This is a genomic window from Sporomusa sp. KB1 (assembly GCF_007830295.1).
Taxonomy (GTDB): domain Bacteria; phylum Bacillota; class Negativicutes; order Sporomusales; family Sporomusaceae; genus Sporomusa.
In genome coordinates this window covers 1473103-1493998 of the sequence record NZ_VLKC01000002.1, presented here as the reverse complement: position 1 = coordinate 1493998, position 20896 = coordinate 1473103, and the positions used below count along the sequence as shown (strand labels likewise).

Sequence of the window (20896 nt, the reverse complement as noted above, 5' to 3'; positions counted from 1 at the left end):
ATGAGAGCAGCCTGTGGCTGGTAGTAATTTGCCTAAACCTCTATCTAGGGAAAGTTTTTTCAATGACACTGTAAAAAGTCGGAGGTGTGTTTTCGATCAGTAATATTTTATACAGGAGCATAATTAATGGTAGGAAAACAGTTTTTTACGACGTCGAGAAATGGGGTAATACAAGGATTGAGCGTATTTTTCTTATATGCAAAAGCCATCATGATTCGTACATTAGGGTCTATTATATCAACAAAAGAAATATTGGTGCTGTGCATAGCTTTTGTGTGACGTGTGACGATTGAAACCGCATGCGTTGCGCATATAGTTAGGGATACAGTGTCGACGTGCTCAGTCAAGATAACCTTTCCTATTTTTACGTTTTTTCTTGTAAGTATTTGTTTGATGTAATTTCCTAAGGAAGGGCATTGCTCCTGAAAAATAAAATTCTCTCCGTCAAGCTCGGATAGCTTTATCTCACTCCGTCCTGCTAAATGATGATTTTTGGGAAGCGCTACAGAAAAATATTGCCAGCCAATATCAAAAAATTCAAGTTGATCATATCCAGGTTGGTCAATATTAAAATATTCTACCACATCAAGCTTATCAGACCATAAATCTTCCATTAAGGCTTTGGGTTGATAGGAAGCAAGAGAAAGTTTCAAATTCGGTATTTTATTTGCTAGACTAGCTACTGCAGGCATAATAAATTCATCGATGCCATAATAAAGCATACCCAATCTGATTTCCCCAATCTGACCAGTGGACAATCTCGAAATGTCTGAGAGCATTTCATCATAGGTGGCAATGATTTTTTGACTTGCTTCAAGGAAAGTATGCCCTGAAACCGTTAAATTCACAGTATGTTTTGTACGGGTTAGCAATCGGAAACCTAATTCTTCTTCCATTAAAGCAATATGCTTACTGAGAGTAGGCTGCGCAATAAAGAGCTGATCGGAAGCTTTTGTGAAATTAAGGCACTTGGCTAGTACAATAAATTCCCGCAGGTAGCTAATTTTCATACCATCCCTCTATCTCTTTATTATAATTACGTTATTATAATACCTATTGAGTAACATATCTGTCAATCTTAGCGAATTATTCCATATCGTAATTACCAAATTTTTTTCTTCTATTTCCGTTTTTGAATATACACGCTTATAATTATTTTAGAAATAATCTTAAAAGTATCACAATTCTACGCGTAGAAAAACATCGAAAACCCCAAAAACACTTAAAGGAAGGATAATGACCATGAAAAAAGTTTTGAAACCGAGTCTGTTCGTACCTTATGACCCCGGAATTTACACCCTTTGCCATAGCGAGGGCCAGGCAAATATACCAACGGAATACTGTGGATTGCATCCCTTTGAGTATAACGGCTGGTGGAACGAGATGTTGGCTTATCACGATGGATGCAGTATCCATGCCGGCCTAAATCCTGTTACCGCTTTTCGTCTAAAGGGACCTGATGCAATTAAGTTCATGTCAGATTTTTGTACAAACAGCTTTCAGAATTTTCCCGTTGGTAAGGGAAAACACGCTATCATGTGTAACGATGATGGGTATATTGTAAAAGATGGCCTTTGCTTACGTATTGATGAGGATGAGATTCTTGCAACATGGCTTTATCCTTACATAGGACTGCTCTATGAAAAATATAGTGACAAGTATGATGTCATTGGTGAAAACTTGACTGGAAAGATTTTCATATATCAGCTTTCAGGGCCGCGCTGCTTGGAAGTAGTAGAGAATGCAGCGAATGAAGATCTGCACGATATCAAGTTTAGACTCAAAGGGACGGTTCTGTTGATTCAGATATGAGAGAGTGTTAGAATATATCTGAGGTGACAAACATGGCAAGACAGGCCCGTCTAAAAAGCAAAAGTGGAATATACCATATAATATTACGAGGCATCAATAGGCAGGTAATTTTTGAGGATGATGAGGATAAATTAAAATTTTTAGAATGCTTGTGTTATTACAGGAATGTTTGCGACTATACGGTTTACGGATATTGTCTTATGGATAACCATGTCCATTTACTGATAAAGGAAAGTGAAGAAGAGATTGCATCAATTATGAAAAGAATTGGTGTATGCTACGTATCGTGGTATAATCGCAAATATGATCGATGTGGACACCTATTTCAAGACCGCTTTAAAAGTGAGGTCATAGAAGATGACGCATATCTACTGGTTGTATTACGGTATATCCATCAGAATCCTTTAAAAGCTGGCTTAGTACAAAGTTTATATGATTTTCGATTTAGTAGTTATTGTGAATTTATTAATACCGATCAAATAGTCGACATTAATTTTATCCTAGGGATGTTTTCGTTAGATAGCGAACTGGCACGTGAAGATTATGTGCGGTTTATGAACGAGACATCAGATAATGATGATTGTCTGGAGTATAAAGAACAAGTAACGCTAAAAGATGAAGAAGTAAAGGTGCTTATTCAGAAAAATGCGAACGTGAGTACATCACAGGAATTACAAACAATGAAAAGGTCAGAAAGAAATGCAATACTAAAAGAAATAAAAAAAATACAGGGTATTACAACACGCCAAATAGCTAGACTTACGGGGATAAGTCAGAGTGTAATTACCAGGGCGTAAAGGTAAATAGTAAATGCATCAATAGAACCGTCCCCTGTAAGATATAGTACAGAAGGGTTATCCATTTTGGGATAGAAAAACTCCGAACAATCAGTTTCTAGGTATAATGAGGAAGAAGGATATGAATGGCCCCGTCCCAGGGAAGATTTTTCTATACCCATGCCTACAGACAATTCATCCATTTCCAAAGCATTTACGTTTTAGCTGGTTGGGAGCTTATTCCCGTTTCACGTGCAAGGCGGTAATCTTTGAGCTTGGAATGGATAACCCTTCAATTTATCTTATAGGAGGTCAGCGGTGTTGACTAATCGTCCGGTTATTGGCATTGATGTAGCCAAAAATTTTTGTTCTTATGCAGCAGTATCTCCAACTTGTACTACCTTTTTGAAACCTTTTAAAGCGTTAAATACTAAGCAAGGGCTTTTATTTGTTCTAGGGCAAATAAGAAAAGTGGAAGAAGCATTTAGTAGTAAACCGCTCATCGCCCTAGAATCCACGGGTCACTACTCTCAGCGCATCGTCCACTTTTTCTTGAAACAGGGTTTTGAAGTCTACCACATCAATCCCCTTATCTCCCATTCTATCAAAAATTCTGTTGTAAGGAAAGTTAAGACAGATCGGGTTGATGCACTTGAATTGGCCAGACTGTTATTTGTTCATGCTTTTTATCCTACAACTATGCCTAAAGAACAGCTGGCCAATTTGAAGGTCTTAGCAAGAACAAGGGGGCAGTTGGTAGAACAACGAGCCAATTTGCTCAATAAGTTACAGTGTGCTATTGAACAAATTGCTCCTCTTTTTCCTACTATCCTTAACCCGGGATCGCTTACGGCATTGACTCTAGTAAATAAGTTTCCCACACCTTGTGAATGGAGCAAGAAAGCCAATCAGCATGTCATACTGGACATGCTGCAAACGGTATCCCGTAAGGGTAGATTATATGCTCAGCAAAAATATGCTGATTTGTTATCTTGCGCCGATGATGCCCAAGTTACTGGCATATCCTTGTCGGCCTATGCCGCCACAATACAATGCTATGCTAGCATTGTGCAATCTTTAGACGCACAAATTAGTTTACTCGATGACCAGATTAAAGCACTTGCTGAACAGTTACCGGCAATCACTTTCCTAAAAAGCATTCCGGGCATAGGTGATACATTAGCAGCTATCATTTTGGGCGAAATTGGTGATATTGAACGGTTTGCGAACGCTAAGCAATTAGTGGCTTTTAGCGGTATCGACCCTTCGGTTAAACAATCGGGGAATTTTGTAGGGACAAAGAATAAAGTAACCAAACGGGGATCACCATTTCTCCGACATGCACTCTATATAGCTGCTACGACGTCTATCCGTAAGGAATCTAAAGGTTCGCAGGTTAACTCGGTGATTTATGAGTATTACCAACGGAAAATCGAAACGAAAACCAAGAAACAAGCCTTAGGCGCTGTTATGAACAAGCTACTACGTATCATATTCTCGGTATTAAAGAATAAGCAGCCATTTCGTTTGATTACCCCTGATCAGCAGGTTGAACTGTATCAAAAACACCTGCAAAAGGCGGCTTAACGAAGACGAAAAACAAAACATTACATTATACCTCTATCAATATCGTTCGATATTGATAGAGGCTTGTTTGCTATACTTATTTTTCCATAAACAAAAATTGTAGTTAAGGGCTTGACTTCACTTAGCTGGTCTGCGAGTCTGCAAGAGCATCATCAATTGATGTATTTATTGATGATGTAAAACTTGCATCATTTAGCCAAGTTGGAACTCATATTGAACAAAGGCTTGATGCGGATATTCAAAATCTAAGCGATAGTGATCATCATGTCAAAATTGCTGTGAATGACAGTAGTTTTACAACAAATTATTTATTAGATGCTATGGACATTGATGAAAACGGAGAACTTAAACCATATAATCCAAACCAGGTGTCTATACCATCACCAACCAACCTAACCGCAACAGCAGGCGACACTAAAGTATCTCTCTCTTGGACTGCTATTACTGGAGCGACCGGATACAACGTAAAACGTTCAGCAACTGCAGGCGGCCCATACGAAACAATTGCTACTAACGTATTTGGCACAAGCTATATTGATAATTCCGTAGTCAATGGCACTACCTATTACTATGTGGTAACGGCCGTAACTGCTGAGGGGGAAAGCGCTAATTCCAATGAAGCTTCCGCAACCCCCAAGGCAGTGGTAACGCCGCCTACTACAGAGAATGCTTTGTTACGGGTAACCATGATCGACTCCAGCGAGTAGGAATACAAGCTGCCCAAGACTGAGATTGATGGCTTTATTGGCTGGTTTACTCGCACCGTTGGCACAGGTACTTCCGTATATCAGTTGAATAAGGTAATGACGAATAGTAAAGATTACTTAGTATATGATAAAATCAGCAGCTTTGAAGTGATTCCAGTAGCATAATACGCACTGACCACCGCCGCCTGCCGGGTTCGCCTGGTGGGCGGCTTTTTTCATTTCTATTTGGCATGTTTTCCAGGAATCAAAATAAAACCTCCCTCATATACTGTAAATGTTCTTGTTTTTAAAGGGAGGGATTAGTAATGTTTTGGGATTTTATTTGCGGATTTGTTTCCGTTGGGGCTATTACATTGTGCTCTTTGATTTATGCTTTTAATTGGATGCCATAATTTCTTGATTTAGTCGCTCTGTCCTTCGGGATGGGGCAGTTTTTATTATTTAACCTGTCTACCTTGAGGGACTTTAAGGGGAGTATATCAATTGTTGGAGGATGGTTTTTTAACTTAGAGAGTATTTCACGCAACAGTTAGACATAACGAATATACATATCACCTAATTCTGCATAGCGTCATATAATGGTAACAAACATACAGAAAAGGAGAATAGTATGAATGGCTACTGCCCTAAATTTTACATGAACAAAGCGCCAAGCGCTTATCAGACAATTGACCATGGTCCAAACCCTTTTGTCATAAATATAGCGCAGGCAACAAAACGAAATAAGGCATTCCGCACCACTATATGGACGGGAGATTTTATGCAGCTAACCCTAATGTGTATCCCTGTTGGCGGTGAAATTGGGCTGGAAATTCACCATCATGTTGACCAGTTCATCCATATTGAAAAAGGGTTGGGGATTGTTAAAATGGGTGCTTGCAAAAATGATTTGTGTTTCCAAAGAGATGTCTGTGATGGCTATGCCTTTGTTATTCCAGCATGTACTTGGCATAACCTAATTAATACGGGGGAAATCCCGTTGAAACTATATTCAATTTATGCGCCACCCCAACATCCGAAAGGAACCGTACATCTAACAAAGGCAGAGGCCGAAGCAGATGAACACAGTTATTAAGAAATAACCATCGGACAGCGAATAATTCGCCATTCGGGGATTATCTGATTTTATTGCAAAACAACTCCCCCATATATCGACACCAATTTAAAAGAATAATTATTCCGACTCATAGCAAAATATCAGGTACCATAGAAGCAAACGTTGAGGAATATAATGTAATTGCTCTTAGCCAATCTCGCGATCTTGAGCAGTGCAAAATTGATATCGTTTTAGTTTCACCCCTATGGACTTATAAAGAAATTTGCGATAATAATCCTCACATTGAATCATTAAAGAGTAGCAAAACGAGAAACAGCCCAACACGATAAATCCGGCAACATCCATCCACTAATAATGCACTGGCCAGACGGCCGCAAATTTGAAATCGACCGTATCATGGACGTTCGCATGCCGTCGCTGATCGGCGGCGGTCACGGTATGCGGTATGTTTGCAAGATTCGTAATAAGCAGGTTAACCTGTTTCATGATGATTCGGATGGGAAATGGTTTTAGAGAAGAAAACAAATATGATATGAAATATTTTTACATGTAATAATGAATTTGGAAATTAACACATTACTAATACTTCAGTGTTATAAAATAATACACGCAACCCTCTGAAAGGAAGAGTTGTAAAGCCATGGATCTAAAAATTTGATAATCTACTATAACCAGGTTGCATAAAAGCAATCTGGTTATTTTTTTATAAAAGCGCCCATATTAATATATAGACAACTTTGAGGGGGGGATTGACTTGAGAAACAATGACAAAATTAACGAACTAGTTATCCAACTTGAGAATTTAGGGTATTTCTCTTATCAAGTTCAACAAATGATAAGAGAAATTGCAGGTACGACTAAACTAGAAACTATCTCACAGAAAGACAAACAGGAAATAATCGAGAATCTTGAAGGCTATATTCAATTTGCTATGAAATGCCACAACACAAAACTGAGCTAAACGAATACACCCCTGGCGTGTGCCGGGAATTTTTTTGTCCTAAAAGTTGTCCTAAAACGATGGTGTTTAAAGATAATTAAAAACCGAAACCATTGATTTTCCTAAATTAATAGCACTGAAAATAACAGAAACACACTTTCGGACGCTTTCGTAAAGCGTAGGTCATCAGTTCATTATAAACATGCAAAGATAACATAATACGGTTCGAACAAGACTCGAAATCAAGTGTCCTGTCAAAGGGACCGTGGGTTCGAATTCCACCCTCTCCGCCATGAAGTCAATTATACCAAAAGTTGTAACTGCTGCAGTTAAGACTTTTGGTTTTTTTATTTTAGGTGAAAAATACAGTTGATAGCATTTTGATAACAAAAGAGTAGCCCATCTGTTTTTTTCGACAGACTGGGCTATCCACTATATATGTTTATTGTTGGTACATATCTTGACGATGAACCTGAAGCATGGGTACAAGGGAGTAAGAAAGCACTCGGTGATTATGTTCAGTGCTGTAAGAATGAAAGAATAAATCTGATCACTATTCCCGTAGAGTATGGTATTAAATGACTTCAAAATTCAATAATTGAAGATGTTAGATATAACAGTATTTTCTCGAAAATAAGTAGTGCAATGATCTTACAACAAAAAAGTAGATTATTTATTTATGAAATTGTCGATGGAAATTAAATTTAGAATATCGAATTCATAAAGGTGAAGATGAAGGATAATTATGTAAAGAATAGAATTACTCAAATGTAGAGCTGCATTATTTTAAAACAAGGACGTATTAATTAAAAAACAAGGAGTGTTGAAAATGTGGGGAAATTATATTAAAAAGGAATTTAGAATTTGGTCGAAGGGGCAACGAGTTGCTGTAGCTTTAATGATAGCCTTATTTTTCTCAAGTTTTTTTACTGGAGCAACTGTGTATGCTGAAAAAAGCAATTATCAAATGGCAAAAGAATTACTTTATGGAAATTGGACTACGCTAGTTGGCACTGAGGTTAGATATTCGTTTAATGAAAATAACCTTAAAATTCTTCGCGCTGAGAATGTTAATCCGATGGGAGAATCATCGATTGTTGTTTCGTTAAAAAAACCTGATGGATCTTGGACAACTAATAATATTGTATGTCGTGTTGCCTTGGAGAATAATCAATATAAAATGTATCTTATAAGAAGAAATGAACAAGGAAATGAAATTAAAGGTAACGATTGGGGTGTCAGATATAAGAAAGTATATTATACATCAATTGATGAGCCTAAATAGGGTCTAGGTATAAAGGTATCTTCATCATTTTATAACTTGAAGGAGTAATAAAAATTATATGTAACAAAGCGTAATTTATAGGTTTAGGATCAGCGGCTTTAATTATCCATTCGCGTGCAAAAAGCGTTATAATATAAGTGGAACTTAAAGTTTATATGAAAAGGAGACTTATATGACGTTTGTTCTAAGCCTCTTAATGGCAATATATATCATAGTACCAATTAGAATTACAGGATATGTCTTTGGAGTTTTCTTATGTAAATTAGGCCCTATGAGAATTGGTGATCTACGAAAACTATTAGGTTTATTTTTTCCGATTGTACTAATATCGATATTAATCCGACAAACTATTGATAAAAGCTTACACCACCTAACAGATAATTTTTTTTCATTATCGGGACATTATATAATATCTGATGCTATATTTTTAGTATATTTACTAATACTATTAATTCTTCTAATTCTAAACCAGCCTTGGAACTCAAGGTATTTCCTGCCTCGTTGGGCATTTTATCTCCATGATATTCAAAATGCTCAAAGGAAAGAGGCGGAACACAATGACAATTCAAGGGGCAACAGAGAAAAAAGTAAAGCTTTCTGTTGTAATACCAGCTTATAATGAAGAAAAATATATAACAAAATGCTTGGATTCTATTCTCAAGGCGTCAGTACCTTATAAAGATCGAGTTGAAATAATAGTAGTGTTGAATCGATGCACTGACCGAACTGAAGAAATAGCGTTATTGTATGGCTGCGTTATAGTAAGGGAAGACGCTAAAAATCTTTCGAAGATTAGAAATGCTGGAGCAAAGATAGCAAAAGGAGAGATATTAGTTACCATAGATGCGGATAGCTGGATGAGCGATACAATGCTGACAGAAATTGAAAAACATCTTATGTCAGGCGAATATATCGGTGGCGGGGTTATGATGAAACCAGAGAGGATGTCATTAGGGATAATGGCATCAACATTAGCCTTGTTGCTGACAGCTATACCAACATTTATTAAACATGGATTTATTTCTTTAGGACTGTTGTGGTGTTTTAAAAAAGATTTTGACGCTATACAAGGATTTGACGAAAATCGGATTATGGCAGAAGATGCTGATTTTGCTCTCCGTCTAAAGGAACATGGTAAGGCGTTGGGGAAAACCTACGGTACAATTACCAAAGCACATATCACAACTTCCAGTAGAAAATTTGATATGTTTGGTGATTGGGTCTTCGTAATAAAACCGCAAATACTTTTTGCCTATCATAACGGTAGAAATCGAAAGTGTTCAGATGAATTTTATTATGATATAAAACGGTAGGTGAATGACTGTACGTTTCTATGAGGACGATCCAAAAAACGAACAATTTTATTTGATAAAGCAATGAGTAACATAACCAAGAATCTTGTCCCCGTACGACCGGACAGGAGCTTTCCTCGAAGAGAACCTTCAAGAAAAAATAAATATCCGATTGACAAAAAACGTTCCGTGTAAAATTATGTAAGTTAAGCTTTATGACATTGGTCGCTGGCTTCTCACAGCCGGATGGCGATGCAGGCCAGAGAAGCCGCTTTAGCGTATAAGGCTGTTCAGGAGGCAAAAGAATAGCGGAAAAAAGGAGCCGCAGTAGGTAAAGTACTGCTGTATTTCCAGGTTGTGTTTATTGAATATTTAAATAAGGAATGATATAATAATTGCAAATAAACGATTGGAGTTGAAAAGATGATTATTCTTTCTTGCTAATTTTGGAGCATAATAGATTAGAGTGGCAAACCCCCTCTTGCTTTATTATGCCTATGCAAGAAAGACACATTCTTTTCACTCACGGAATATATCCTTGTCATGCCCGGTAGGGGCTTGGCTTTGCTGTATTTATGAGCTGCAAGAATTGCTTTCTTGCAGCTCATTCTTTTTATACAGGAGGGTATATCATGTCTTTAATAAACGTTACAAATCTGACCTTTGGTTATGATGGCAGTTATGATAACATCTTTGAAAACGTGAGTTTTCAAATCGATACAGACTGGAAGCTGGGCTTTGCAGGCAGAAATGGCAGAGGAAAAACGACCTTTCTTAACCTGCTGCTTGGCAAATACGAATACCGTGGCTCTATTGTCGCGAAAACCAACTTTGAGTATTTCCCTTTTGCGGTAACCGGGCCGGAGAATCATACGATTGATATCATCGAAAGCGTTTACCCGGATTACGAGCTGTGGCAGGTGATGCGTGAGCTGTCGCTGCTGCAGGTAAACGAGGATGTGCTGTACCGTCCCTTCGCGACACTGTCCAACGGTGAGCAGACCAAAGTGCTGCTGGCTGCCTTGTTCCTGAAAGAGAATAGCTTCTTGCTGATTGATGAGCCGACGAATCATCTCGATATGAAAGCAAGAAAAGTGGTCAGTGATTATCTGAAGAGCAAGCGTGGCTTTATTCTGGTCTCCCATGACCGGGCGTTTTTAGATAACTGCATTGATCACATTCTCTCTATTAATAAAACCAATATTGAGATTCAAAAAGGCAGCTTTTCCTCCTGGTGGGCCAACAAGCAAATGCAGGACCACTTTGAATTGGCGGAAAATGAAAAGCTCCATAAAGACATTGCCCGTTTGCAAGCGGCAGCCAAACGTACTTCTGCCTGGTCCGAGCAAGTGGAAAAGACCAAGTTTGGCACACGGGATTCGGGCTTACGGCCGGACAGGGGATATATCGGCCATAAAGCGGCGAAGATGATGCAGCGTTCCAAGTCCATCGAGACGCGGCAGCAGACGGCGATTGAGGAGAAATCCAAGCTGCTCAAGAATATTGAGAGCGCCGATAAGCTGAAAATCGCTCAAGCGGATTTCTACACCGGACGGCTGGTGGAGCTGCAGCAGGTTTCGATTTTCTATGGAGAGAAGCAGACTTGCAAGGATGTCAGCTTCACCATCAAGCAGGGAGATCGGGTGGCGTTATACGGCAAAAACGGGTCAGGAAAATCGAGCCTGCTCAAACTGCTGACCGGTGAGGAGCTGTCCTATACCGGCACCTTGAGGAAAGCCAGCCAGCTGATCATATCCTATGTGCCGCAGAATACCGCTCATCTGAAAGGCAATTTAAGCGACTATGCCCAGGAGCATGGCATTGATGAAAGTATCTTTAAGGCCAACCTGCGCAAACTGGATTTTTCGCGGCTGCAATTTGAGAAGGATATGGCCGATTTCAGCGCCGGACAAAAGAAGAAGGTGCTCATTGCGCGCAGCCTGTGCGAAAGAGCCCATTTGCATGTGTGGGATGAACCGCTTAATTATATTGATGTCATCTCGCGACTGCAAATCGAAGAACTGCTGCTCGAATATGATCCTACCATTTTATTTGTCGAGCATGACAGTGAGTTCTGCCGCAACATTGCAACTAAGATCATTGAGCTTTGAGATGAAGTAGCAAGAGCAAAGCTAAATAGCAGTAATAAAAGGGAGCTGTTGAAAGACTCAAAGGGACGGTTCGAAGACTCAAGGGGACGGTTCTATTGATTCAGATATGAGAGAGTGTTAGAATATATCTGAGGTGACAAACATGGCAAGACAGGCCCGTCTAAAAAGCAAAAGTGGAATATACCATATAATATTACGAGGCATCAATAGGCAGGTAATTTTTGAGGATGATGAGGATAAATTAAAATTTTTAGAATGCTTGTGTTATTACAGGAATGTTTGCGACTATACGGTTTACGGATATTGTCTTATGGATAACCATGTCCATTTACTGATAAAGGAAAGTGAAGAAGAGATTGCATCAATTATGAAAAGAATTGGTGTATGCTACGTATCGTGGTATAATCGCAAATATGATCGATGTGGACATCTATTTCAAGACCGCTTTAAAAGTGAGGTCATAGAAGATGACGCATATCTACTGGTTGTACTACGGTATATCCACCAGAATCCTTTAAAAGCTGGGCTTAGTACAAAGTTTATATGATTTTCGATTTAGTAGTTATTGTGAATTTATTAATACCGATCAAATAGTCGACGTTAATTTTATCCTAGGGATGTTTTCGTTAGATAGCGAACTGGCACGTGAAGATTATGCGCGGTTTATGAACGAGACATCAGATAATGATGATTGTCTGGAGTATAAAGAACAAGTAACGCTAAAAGATGAAGAAGTAAGGGTGCTTATTCAGAAAAATGCAAACGTGAGTACATCACAGGAATTACAAACAATGAAAAGGTCAGAAAGAAATGCAATACTAAGAGAAATAAAAAAAATACAGGGTATTACAACACGTCAAATAGCTAGACTTACGGGGATAAGTCAGAGTGTAATTACCAGGGCGTAAAGGTAAATAGTAAATGCATCAATAGAACCGTCCCCGCGAGTCTACGGGTCAAATTACAGTAGATTTTCTCACCTATAAGCGAGTAAAAATGAAGGCCAGGTGCCGCAGTTCTTTGTCGAGAACAGCCACCCGGCCATTATTTTTAAGGAGACCTATCAGGCGGCTCAGCGGGAGATGGAACGCCGCAGCCAGCTTAGGGGGATAAAGTCCGCAGCCGGTATACAAACAGGTATCCTTTTTCCGGGAAAATAATTTGCAGTGAATGCAGCAAGAAAGTTTACCAGAAAACACTGGGGTACTGGCAAATATAAGAAGCCGATCTGGATATTCCGGACTCGAACCGAGGATGGAAAAAAAGCCTGCAGCATGCCGACGCTCAATGACGAGAAGCTGCAGGAGGCTCTGGTACGGGTTGTGAGCTGGCTCGGCGACCAGCAATCATTTGATGGTTACATATGGTTTCTAAATGTCCACAGATAGTCATTTATTTTCTTGACAACCATCACCGTAAGGAGTATATTGTCTATATGAAAAGGTATTCACATATTGTATATTAATAATGTACGCTCGATTCTTCAAGGGAAAGCAGAGTGATAACGAGAGAGATCAGTATATTTTTCTCATAGGCAATGTGTTTCTCATCAGCCACCTACCGTTTTCTTGACACTACAGACAAGAAAAGCTATATTTTACATGAATACATATTCATATTCTTAGGTGGTGTGTGATGAAAAAGTGCGATTGTAATAACGATGTATGTGAAGAATTATGTGAGCATCCCCAAACGATATGTCTGGCTAGAGCTGAGATGGTGCCGGAGATCGAGGTGCAGCAGATAACAGATATGTTCAGGCTGCTGGGGGATACAACCCGGTTTAAAATTCTGCAGGCATTGTCCAAGCGGGAGTTATGTGTTTGTGATATTGCCGCCGTGGTACAAATGGGCCAGTCGGCGGTTTCCCATCAGCTTCGCTTGCTGCGCGGAGCTCGGCTGGTTAAATATCGCAAGGAAGGCACGATGGCTTGGTATTCGTTAAATGACCAGAACGTTGCTACCTTGCTGCAGTATGGGGTTGAACACATTCGGCAGAAATAAAGGTTGGAGGTGGTGTCTGCTTGATGACATTAACCGAGGAACGGAAAGCAATAGGCAAGACATTTTACAAAATAGAGGGCATTACCTGCCTGGATTGTGCGCAGAAGTTTGAACAGGCAGTGGGTGAACTGCCGGGCGTAACAGCGACGTCGCTCAATACCATGACCGGCAAGCTGACGGTGGAAGGGACGGCCGATTTGGCAGCCATCCAGCGGCTGGGCCAGGAAGAAAATTATACAGTGGCACCGGTCGTGACCAGCCCGAAGAAAACAGCCGTTTACCAGGTAGAGGGCATTACCTGCCTGGATTGTGCGCAAAAGTTTGAAAAGGCAGTGGGTGAACTGCCGGGCGTAACAGCGGCATCGCTCAATACCATGACAGGCAAACTGACGGTGGAAGGGGCGGCCGATCTGGCAGCCATCCAGCGGCTGGGCCAGGAAGAAAATTATACAGTGGCACCGGTCGTGACCAGTCCGAAGAAAACAGCCGTTTACCAGGTGGAGGGCATTACCTGCCTGGATTGTGCGCAGAAGTTTGAACAGGCAGTGGGTGAACTGTCGGGCGTAACAGCGGCGTCGCTCAATACCATGACAGGCAAATTGACGGTGGAAGGGGCGGCCGATTTGGCAGCCATCCAGCGGCTGGGCCAGGAAGAGAATTATACGATAGAGCTGGCTAGGGAAGTAACGGATCAAGCGAAATCTAAACCCAAGGTGAACTGGGAGCTGCGCCGGGCCGCGTTGTCCGGGGTTAGTCTGGCGGTAGCCTATGGGGTAGAAAAATTCGGCGGTCCGGCATTAGTCTTTCTGCCTCTGTATATTGTGGCAATGGTACTGGGCGGCTGGGGCAATTTCAAAAAAGCGGCATATGCTTTGCCGCGGATGAATTTCAATATGAGCGTACTGATGAGCGTGGCCGTCATCGGTGCTTTGGCCATCGGCCAATACGAAGAAGGTGCGTCGGTTGCTTTCCTGTACGCCATTTCGGAAATGCTGGAAGCGTGGACAATGGAAAAAGCCCGCCGTTCGATCCGGCAGTTGATGGATATTGCTCCCAAGACGGCCCGGGTACGGCGCGAAGCCATGGAAGAGGAAGTGTCGGTCGAAGACATTGTCCTGAATGATATTATGATTGTTCGGCCGGGGGAAAAGATCGCCATGGACGGCGTCATTGCCAAAGGGGAATCGGCAATCAATCAGGCGGCCATCACCGGTGAATCGGTGCCGGCGGAGAAAGGGCCTGGCGCAGAGGTATATGCCGGGACGCTCAATACCCACGGTTCGCTTGAGGTTCGGGTAACCAAGCTGGTGCAGGATACAACGATTGCTAAAATTATTCATATGGTGGAGGAGGCGCAGGGCAAGCGCGCGCCGTCCCAAGCCTTTGTAGAAAAGTTTGCGGCTGTATATACTCCGATTGTACTGGCGTTGGCAGCTGGACTGGTCATAATTCCACCCATATTTCTCGGGTATGACTGGGCACCTTGGATTTACCGGGCCCTGGCACTTCTGGTAGTAGCTTGTCCGTGTGCGTTGGTAGTGTCCACCCCGGTGGCGATTGTCAGTGCCATCAGTACGGCCGCTAAAAACGGGGTGCTGATTAAAGGCGGCATTTATCTGGAAGAAATGGGAGCTTTAACGGCAATTGCCTTTGACAAAACCGGCACGCTGACCAAAGGCGAACCGGTAGTGACTGATGTGGTGCCACTTGGGTCTCTTGCCTCGGAAAAATTGCTGGCTATGGCGGCTGACCTGGAGGCTCGTTCGGAGCATCCGCTGGCGGTGGCCATTGTCAAAGCGGCAAAAGAGCGAGGCCAAGCAGTCAAGCCGGTGGACGACTTTATGGCGCTGCCTGGCCGGGGGGCGCAAGGTACGCTGGACGGTCAAATGGTCTATATCGGCAATCCGCGTTTGTTTGCCGAGCTGGATATCGCCTTGACGCCGGTGGCCCAGGAGGTAGAGCGGCTCCAAGGACAAGGCAAGACAGCCATGATTGTGGGTACTAAAACGGCATTTCTCGGCCTGATCGCCGTGGCCGACGAAGTGCGGGCGACCAGTGCTGCCGCCTTGGCCGCCCTGAAGCGAGTCGGTATCCGTCATACCATCATGCTGACCGGTGATAATGCCGCTACAGCCAAGGCCATGGCGGCACAGGTCGGGGTGGATGATTACCGGGCCGACCTTCTGCCTCAGGATAAGGTAGCGGCGGTGGAATCCCTGCTTACCCAATACGGCAAAGTGGCAATGACCGGCGATGGCATTAATGATGCACCGGCGCTGGCGCTGTCGACCGTCGGTATCGCTATGGGCGGCGCGGGTACGGATACAGCCTTGGAAACGGCAGATATTGCCCTGATGGGGGACGATTTGGCCAAATTGCCCTTTACTATCCGGCTTAGCCGTCAGTCGCTAGCCATCATTCGGCAGAACATTGGTTTTTCTCTTTTCATAAAAGCCGTTGCCGTGCTGGCCGTATTTCCCGGCTGGCTGACATTATGGCTGGCTATCCTGGCCGATATGGGAGCATCTATTCTGGTGACGTTAAACAGTCTTCGGCTGCTTAACGTACAGGCCAAAGACTAGGACCTGCCAGCGTCGCCCGCTAACAACGCGGGCGATGCTGGGCCTTGGGTTCTGCGCGAAGCAGGCAGAGCAATTTTTTTTACCTTAACAATTGATAATGATTATTATTCCCTTGAATATAAAATTGGTTCTTGTGAAGATAAGGACAGTGAAAGGAGGTGAAAGTATGCGTAAATGGTTGCTGATTTTGCTGGTGCCTCTATTGTTCGCCTTTAGTACCAACACTGTCCTGGCAACCAAGACCTGGGGGCATGTGGTCAGCGATATGGAGAAGGTCTTGAATCAGTCACTGACTGTGTATAAACAGGGGGACGACGAGAAAGCCAGGGAACTGGTGAACGATGCCTACTTCGGTGTGTTTGAAAAAGACGGCATGGAACGGGCAGTCATGTCCAATATTTCCGGCAAGCGGGCCAGTATCGAGGAATATAAAATCAGCGCAATTCGCAAGCTGATGGCCAACCAAGCCCCGGTGGCCCAAGTGGAAAAGGAAGTCAAGGATCTGGTTGTCATGTTACGTGAGGATGCGGTCCAACTGGATGGCAAACAGCAGAATCCGACGGAGATCTTCCTGGCATCCTTACTGATTCTGGTACGCGAAGGGTTTGAAGCCATTCTGGTTATTGGTGCAATTATTGCCTATTTGATCAAATCCGGTAACGCCGCGAAAACCCGTATTGTCTACTATAGCTCCCTGGCTGCGATTTTGGCCAGTTTTGCAACCGCCGTCGCGTTTCAGCAACTGTTCAGCATTAGTGGCGCCAATCAGGAAATTCTGGAAGGTGCGACCATGCTGCTGGCAGTAGTGGTGCTGTTTTCCGTCAGCCACTGGATGGTGGGCAAGGCCGAAACACGGGCCTGGCAAAACTATATTGAGGGCAAGGTGCAGGAGTCCTTGAGCGGTGGTAATACCTGGTCTCTGGGGGCGGCCGCATTTCTGGCGGTCTACCGGGAAGGGGCGGAAACGGTACTTTTTTATCAGGCATTGTTTGCTGATGCCGACGGTCAGCAGGGCATGATCTGGGGCGGATTTGCTGTAGGCTGCGTGGCGCTGGTGGTCATTTTTGCTCTTATTCGCTTCGGCAGCGTGCGAATTCCGTTGAAACCGTTCTTTTTGGGCACCAGTGTGCTCATGTACCTTTTGTCTATCAGCTTTGCCGGCGGTGGCGTAAAAGAATTGCAGGAGGCCGGTGTAGTGGGCGTAACGCCGGCTCCGGGCGTGGGAACCATCGACTTATTGGGCATTTATCCTACTTGGGAGACGCTGGTGCCCCAGTTTGTCTTGATGCTCCTGGCAATCGGCGGGGTACTATATCAACGGCGCAAAAACAAAAGCCAGCTTTCGGCCGGAATTTGACATTGGCGATAGGGAAAGCTGATTGATGCTATTGTGTATTTATACTGGATAATGCTACAAACAATAAGGTGGAAGAGAAAAGGGAGGTTACATAGGTGAAGAAGAAAATGTATTTTGTCCTAACGATTGTACTGGTTAGTGCTTTGGCAGTATTTGCGTCCGGTTGCGGCAGCAGCCAGACCACGAAACCGAGCGAAACGCCAAAAACGGAGACCAAAACCGATGCCAAGACTGATAAAGCGGCCGCGCCGCATGAAGCTAAGGGATTTGAGGAGTTCCCGATTGGCGAGGAAAAGGAGATGGAGGGGCTGAAGGTTGCTGCCGTGTACTTCCAGCCAGTGCAAATGGAGCCGGCCGGCATGAGCCTGCCGCCCGATAAAGCCGACTTGCATCTCGAAGCCGATATTTCCGCAACCGCGGACAACAAAACCGGCTTCGGTGTAGGGGATTGGGTGCCGAATCTGACAGTAAAATACAAACTAAAAAAACTGGATAACGGGCAAGTCATTGAAGGCAATTTTATGCCGATGAATGCCACAGACGGACCCCACTATGGCGCTAATGTAAAAATGCTGGGTGCCGGCAAATATGAAGTGGTGTTTATTATCGAAAGTCCGGAAAAACAGGGTTTCATGCTGCATACCGACAAGGAAACCGGGGTGCCGGGCCGGTTTTGGACTAAGCCGCTGGAAGTTAAATGGGAATTTGATTTCATTCCAAGAAAATGGGGCGCTTAATCGTATTCCTGAACAAGGGTAGAAAAAACAAGTGGTCCGGGAATCCGTTCCCGGACCTTTTCACATCGTGGGAATTAAGTGAAAAGGGGGCAGCGTATGCTTCAATACTTGATACCGGTGCTGCAAAATCTGGGAGCAATCTGTATTCCCCTGGCTTTGTTCTTGGCTCTGACCGGCCAGCGACCAGGGGAAAGGGTGACGAAATGGTTTTGGCGGGGCGTAGTGCTTGGCAGCGCAGGCGCACTGGCTGTGGCGCTGATGGAATGGTATACGGTATGGATTAATCGTGAATTATACGAGCTGGGGATACAAGGAGTGGCGTTGGTCGGCGAAGTATTGTTGCTGCTCTATGGCTGGCTGGGCTATCGGCGGAGGAAGTTGCAAACGGGCGGCTGGCTGCCAAGCGGCGTGGCGTTTCTCGTGCCGGCGGCACTGCTATTCTACCGGGGACCGGATATATTGCTGGTGCCAGCTAATGGATTGGTAATGGCCACCACCTGGGCCAGCAGCGAACTGTGGCTGCAGATCGCCGGCTATTTGCTAGGCATGGGCCTGGCGGTACTGGCGGCGGTGGCTGTACTGAGGGTAGCGTTCCCCTTACCGCCCGTCACGGTGCTTGGTGTGGCTACGGCCGGCTTTTTAACGGTGATGGCCCAACAGACGGTCAGCGTGGTGCAGGTCATGCTGGTTCGCGGACTGGTGCCGATGAAGCAGTGGTTGTTGGCGGCCATGGTGCCGCTGATTAATGGTCTGGATTGGTTTTTTTATGCGCTGTTGGTTAGCACTTTGGTATTATCAGTAGCGCTATTACTCCGGCGGTCAGCGGCGGTGGGTCCGGACCTCAATCCGGCCAAGCAGCGCAAAATCCGTGCCACCGAACGCAATCGGCGGCGCTGGGGGGCGGTGGTTGGTACAAACTTGCTGTGTATTTTGCTGTTGACCAGCGTGGGTAAGGCCTATGTGGATCAGAAGGTGGAATTGTCGCCGGCTGTGCCGGTGACGGTCGAGCAGGATGAAGTCCGGGTGCCGCTGACAACAGCGGGTGACGGGCATCTGCACCGTTTTGTCTACACGGCGTCCAATGGAAAGCCAGTTCGGTTTATCATCATTAAGAAAAGTGGTTCGGCCTACGGGGTGGGATTGGACGCCTGTGATATTTGCGGACCGACCGGGTATTACGAACGCGAAGGCCAGGTGGTGTGCAAGCTGTGCGATGTGGTGATGAATACGGCGACCATCGGGTTTACGGGCGGTTGCAATCCGGTGCCGCTGGCCCATAAGGTGGACGGAGGCAACCTGATCGTATCGGTGGCGTCCCTGGAAAAGGAAAAAGAACGATTTTAGCGGGGAGGAAGGACTATGTTTTGGCGGATGCTGCAAGGCGCGTTGGCCAGACAACGGCGGCGGCTGTTCATGGTAGCGCTGACCATTGCGCTGGGAGTTTCCCTGACGACAGCCATGCTCAACGTGATGCTGGATGTTGGTGACAAGGTCAACCGGGAGCTCAAAGCGTACGGGGCCAATATCACGGTTACGCCCCGTGCGACGTCGGTAGTGAAAGATCTCTACGGCGTGGAGACAGCCGAAGGGAGTGGCCAGTACCTGCAAGAAGCCGATTTGGGCAAAATTAAGACGATCTTTTGGGCGAACAACATTGTGACTTTTGCGCCCAGTCTGTTCACTGATGCCGTGGGCCCGGACGGACAAACCATCCCGGTCGTGGGCACCTGGTTTGACCACGAGCTCCCGTTGCCGACCGGTGATACGGCCGCTACGGGCATTAAGGCATTGAAATCCTGGTGGGACGTTCAGGGAAGCTGGGTTACGGACACCGATAATCAAGGCGCAATGGTGGGAAGTCTGCTGGCCGCAAAACTCGGGCTGCGGCCGGGAGATACAATCGCCCTCCGGTTGGCGGGCGGACAGCAGGCCGAGCGTTTCAATGTAACCGGGGTATTTAACAGTGGCGGAAACGAGGACGAACAGATTTTTGTGCCTCTCCGCAAGGTGCAACAGGCGTTGCACTTGGACGGGAAAATCAGCAAAGTAGAGGTAAGCGCCATCACTACCCCGGAAAACGAGCTGGCCCGCAAGGCGGCTCAGGACCCGAAGAGCCTATCACTTAAAGAATGGGAAACCTGGTATTGTACCGCTTATGTCAGCTCTATTTCATATCAAATCGAGGAAGTGATAAATGGAGCTCGCGCTAAACCGGTGCGGCAGGTAGCGGAATCAGAAGGAGCAATCTTGCAGAAAACACAGTTGTTGATGCTGCTGATTACCGTTCTCAGTCTGGCTGGGTCGGCATTGGGCATTTCCAATTTGTTGAGCGCCAGTGTTATGGAACGCAGTAAGGAAATCGGGCTGCTGAAGGCGTTGGGGGCGACCGACGGCGCGGTGGCACTTTTAGTGCTGGTGGAAATCTTGTTGGCCGGGGCTGGCGGCGGGCTTGTCGGCTATTTCGCCGGTTTGGGTTTTGCCCAGATTATCGGCTGGAGCGTGTTTGGGTCCGCTGTGGCGGCCAAGGGCATGGTCGTCCCTTTGGTCATGGTGTTGGTCGCGCTGGTGACGCTGGCGGGCAGCCTGCCGGCTATGCGGATGCTGCTTACGCTACGACCGGCTGAAGTACTTCATGGCAGGTGATAGAAT

Annotated in this window: 21 protein-coding genes; 20 read left to right on the top strand and 1 reads right to left on the bottom strand. The window is 44.6% G+C overall.

What is annotated here, in order from left to right:
* Positions 1-107: 107 nt before the first annotated feature.
* On the bottom strand, positions 108-1010 hold the full coding sequence (locus SALPA_RS10595; protein ID WP_145093359.1) for a LysR family transcriptional regulator: 903 nt from the start codon (positions 1008-1010) through the stop codon (positions 108-110).
* Positions 1011-1242: 232 nt separating this feature from the next.
* Here SALPA_RS10595 and SALPA_RS10590 point away from each other — a divergent pair, with 232 nt between their 5' ends.
* The 20 genes from SALPA_RS10590 to SALPA_RS10510 all read left to right on the top strand — a co-directional run bounded on the left by SALPA_RS10590 (position 1243) and on the right by SALPA_RS10510 (position 20890).
* The gene (locus SALPA_RS10590; RefSeq protein WP_186451018.1) at positions 1243-1812 is read left to right on the top strand and encodes a hypothetical protein; all 570 of its coding nucleotides are present in this window, start codon (positions 1243-1245) and stop codon (positions 1810-1812) included.
* 32 nt (positions 1813-1844) lie between these two features.
* Positions 1845-2609 carry a transposase gene (locus SALPA_RS10585; protein ID WP_145093353.1) on the top strand — a complete coding sequence of 255 codons (765 nt, stop codon included), beginning with the start codon at positions 1845-1847 and terminating at the stop codon, positions 2607-2609.
* A gap of 297 nt (positions 2610-2906) precedes the next feature.
* A complete protein-coding gene (locus tag SALPA_RS10580; protein WP_145093350.1) occupies positions 2907-4175 on the top strand; it encodes an IS110 family transposase in 1269 nt (422 codons plus the stop codon).
* Positions 4176-4453: 278 nt separating this feature from the next.
* Positions 4454-4882: a fibronectin type III domain-containing protein gene (locus SALPA_RS10575; RefSeq protein WP_145093347.1), complete on the top strand. Its 429-nt coding sequence runs from the start codon at positions 4454-4456 to the stop codon at positions 4880-4882.
* A gap of 637 nt (positions 4883-5519) precedes the next feature.
* Positions 5520-5957 (top strand): cupin domain-containing protein, encoded by a 438-nt coding sequence (locus SALPA_RS10570; protein WP_255451140.1) that lies wholly within the window; start codon positions 5520-5522, stop codon positions 5955-5957.
* Between the two features lie 336 nt (positions 5958-6293).
* Positions 6294-6452: a hypothetical protein gene (locus tag SALPA_RS30315; RefSeq protein ID WP_222427948.1), complete on the top strand. Its 159-nt coding sequence runs from the start codon at positions 6294-6296 to the stop codon at positions 6450-6452.
* Between the two features lie 241 nt (positions 6453-6693).
* Complete coding sequence (locus SALPA_RS10565; RefSeq protein WP_145093341.1) at positions 6694-6900, top strand: hypothetical protein; 207 nt, start codon at positions 6694-6696, stop codon at positions 6898-6900.
* Between the two features lie 808 nt (positions 6901-7708).
* The gene (locus tag SALPA_RS10560) at positions 7709-8164 is read left to right on the top strand and encodes a hypothetical protein (protein ID WP_145093338.1); all 456 of its coding nucleotides are present in this window, start codon (positions 7709-7711) and stop codon (positions 8162-8164) included.
* Positions 8165-8721: 557 nt separating this feature from the next.
* Entirely contained in the window at positions 8722-9477 is a 756-nt protein-coding gene (locus SALPA_RS10555) for a glycosyltransferase family 2 protein (protein ID WP_145093335.1), read from the top strand.
* Between the two features lie 611 nt (positions 9478-10088).
* On the top strand, positions 10089-11567 hold the full coding sequence (locus SALPA_RS10550) for an Lsa family ABC-F type ribosomal protection protein (RefSeq protein WP_145093332.1): 1479 nt from the start codon (positions 10089-10091) through the stop codon (positions 11565-11567).
* Positions 11568-11709: 142 nt separating this feature from the next.
* A complete protein-coding gene (locus SALPA_RS31480) occupies positions 11710-12114 on the top strand; it encodes a transposase (RefSeq protein ID WP_255451139.1) in 405 nt (134 codons plus the stop codon).
* A gap of 118 nt (positions 12115-12232) precedes the next feature.
* A complete protein-coding gene (locus SALPA_RS31475; RefSeq protein ID WP_255451138.1) occupies positions 12233-12475 on the top strand; it encodes a hypothetical protein in 243 nt (80 codons plus the stop codon).
* Between the two features lie 99 nt (positions 12476-12574).
* Complete coding sequence (locus SALPA_RS28930; protein ID WP_186451017.1) at positions 12575-12727, top strand: hypothetical protein; 153 nt, start codon at positions 12575-12577, stop codon at positions 12725-12727.
* A 6-nt stretch (positions 12728-12733) separates the two neighbouring features.
* Positions 12734-12955: a recombinase zinc beta ribbon domain-containing protein gene (locus SALPA_RS30310; RefSeq protein ID WP_145093329.1), complete on the top strand. Its 222-nt coding sequence runs from the start codon at positions 12734-12736 to the stop codon at positions 12953-12955.
* Between the two features lie 247 nt (positions 12956-13202).
* Positions 13203-13571 (top strand): helix-turn-helix transcriptional regulator, encoded by a 369-nt coding sequence (locus SALPA_RS10535; protein WP_145093326.1) that lies wholly within the window; start codon positions 13203-13205, stop codon positions 13569-13571.
* 20 nt (positions 13572-13591) lie between these two features.
* The gene (locus tag SALPA_RS10530) at positions 13592-16153 is read left to right on the top strand and encodes a heavy metal translocating P-type ATPase (protein WP_222427947.1); all 2562 of its coding nucleotides are present in this window, start codon (positions 13592-13594) and stop codon (positions 16151-16153) included.
* A gap of 166 nt (positions 16154-16319) precedes the next feature.
* Positions 16320-17510 carry an FTR1 family protein gene (locus SALPA_RS10525; RefSeq protein ID WP_145093323.1) on the top strand — a complete coding sequence of 397 codons (1191 nt, stop codon included), beginning with the start codon at positions 16320-16322 and terminating at the stop codon, positions 17508-17510.
* Positions 17511-17605: 95 nt separating this feature from the next.
* Positions 17606-18247 (top strand): iron transporter, encoded by a 642-nt coding sequence (locus SALPA_RS10520; protein ID WP_255451137.1) that lies wholly within the window; start codon positions 17606-17608, stop codon positions 18245-18247.
* 96 nt (positions 18248-18343) lie between these two features.
* Positions 18344-19591: a DUF2318 domain-containing protein gene (locus SALPA_RS10515; RefSeq protein WP_145093320.1), complete on the top strand. Its 1248-nt coding sequence runs from the start codon at positions 18344-18346 to the stop codon at positions 19589-19591.
* 15 nt (positions 19592-19606) lie between these two features.
* Positions 19607-20890, top strand: a complete 1284-nt coding sequence (locus SALPA_RS10510; RefSeq protein WP_145093317.1) for an ABC transporter permease — start codon at positions 19607-19609, stop codon at positions 20888-20890.
* Positions 20891-20896: the final 6 nt, after the last annotated feature.

What these genes read in the sequence shown, in the direction of transcription:
- SALPA_RS10595 (WP_145093359.1), bottom strand. Translation starts at nt 1,010, where the DNA reads ATGAAAATTAGCTACCTGCGGGAATTTATTGTACTAGCCAAGTGCCTT.
- SALPA_RS10590 (WP_186451018.1), top strand. Translation starts at nt 1,243, where the DNA reads ATGAAAAAAGTTTTGAAACCGAGTCTGTTCGTACCTTATGACCCCGGA.
- SALPA_RS10585 (WP_145093353.1), top strand. Translation starts at nt 1,845, where the DNA reads ATGGCAAGACAGGCCCGTCTAAAAAGCAAAAGTGGAATATACCATATA.
- SALPA_RS10570 (WP_255451140.1), top strand. Translation starts at nt 5,520, where the DNA reads ATGAACAAAGCGCCAAGCGCTTATCAGACAATTGACCATGGTCCAAAC.
- SALPA_RS30315 (WP_222427948.1), top strand. Translation starts at nt 6,294, where the DNA reads ATGCACTGGCCAGACGGCCGCAAATTTGAAATCGACCGTATCATGGAC.
- SALPA_RS10560 (WP_145093338.1), top strand. Translation starts at nt 7,709, where the DNA reads ATGTGGGGAAATTATATTAAAAAGGAATTTAGAATTTGGTCGAAGGGG.
- SALPA_RS10555 (WP_145093335.1), top strand. Translation starts at nt 8,722, where the DNA reads ATGACAATTCAAGGGGCAACAGAGAAAAAAGTAAAGCTTTCTGTTGTA.
- SALPA_RS10550 (WP_145093332.1), top strand. Translation starts at nt 10,089, where the DNA reads ATGTCTTTAATAAACGTTACAAATCTGACCTTTGGTTATGATGGCAGT.
- SALPA_RS31480 (WP_255451139.1), top strand. Translation starts at nt 11,710, where the DNA reads ATGGCAAGACAGGCCCGTCTAAAAAGCAAAAGTGGAATATACCATATA.
- SALPA_RS31475 (WP_255451138.1), top strand. Translation starts at nt 12,233, where the DNA reads ATGAACGAGACATCAGATAATGATGATTGTCTGGAGTATAAAGAACAA.
- SALPA_RS10535 (WP_145093326.1), top strand. Translation starts at nt 13,203, where the DNA reads ATGAAAAAGTGCGATTGTAATAACGATGTATGTGAAGAATTATGTGAG.
- SALPA_RS10525 (WP_145093323.1), top strand. Translation starts at nt 16,320, where the DNA reads ATGCGTAAATGGTTGCTGATTTTGCTGGTGCCTCTATTGTTCGCCTTT.
- SALPA_RS10515 (WP_145093320.1), top strand. Translation starts at nt 18,344, where the DNA reads ATGCTTCAATACTTGATACCGGTGCTGCAAAATCTGGGAGCAATCTGT.
- SALPA_RS10510 (WP_145093317.1), top strand. Translation starts at nt 19,607, where the DNA reads ATGTTTTGGCGGATGCTGCAAGGCGCGTTGGCCAGACAACGGCGGCGG.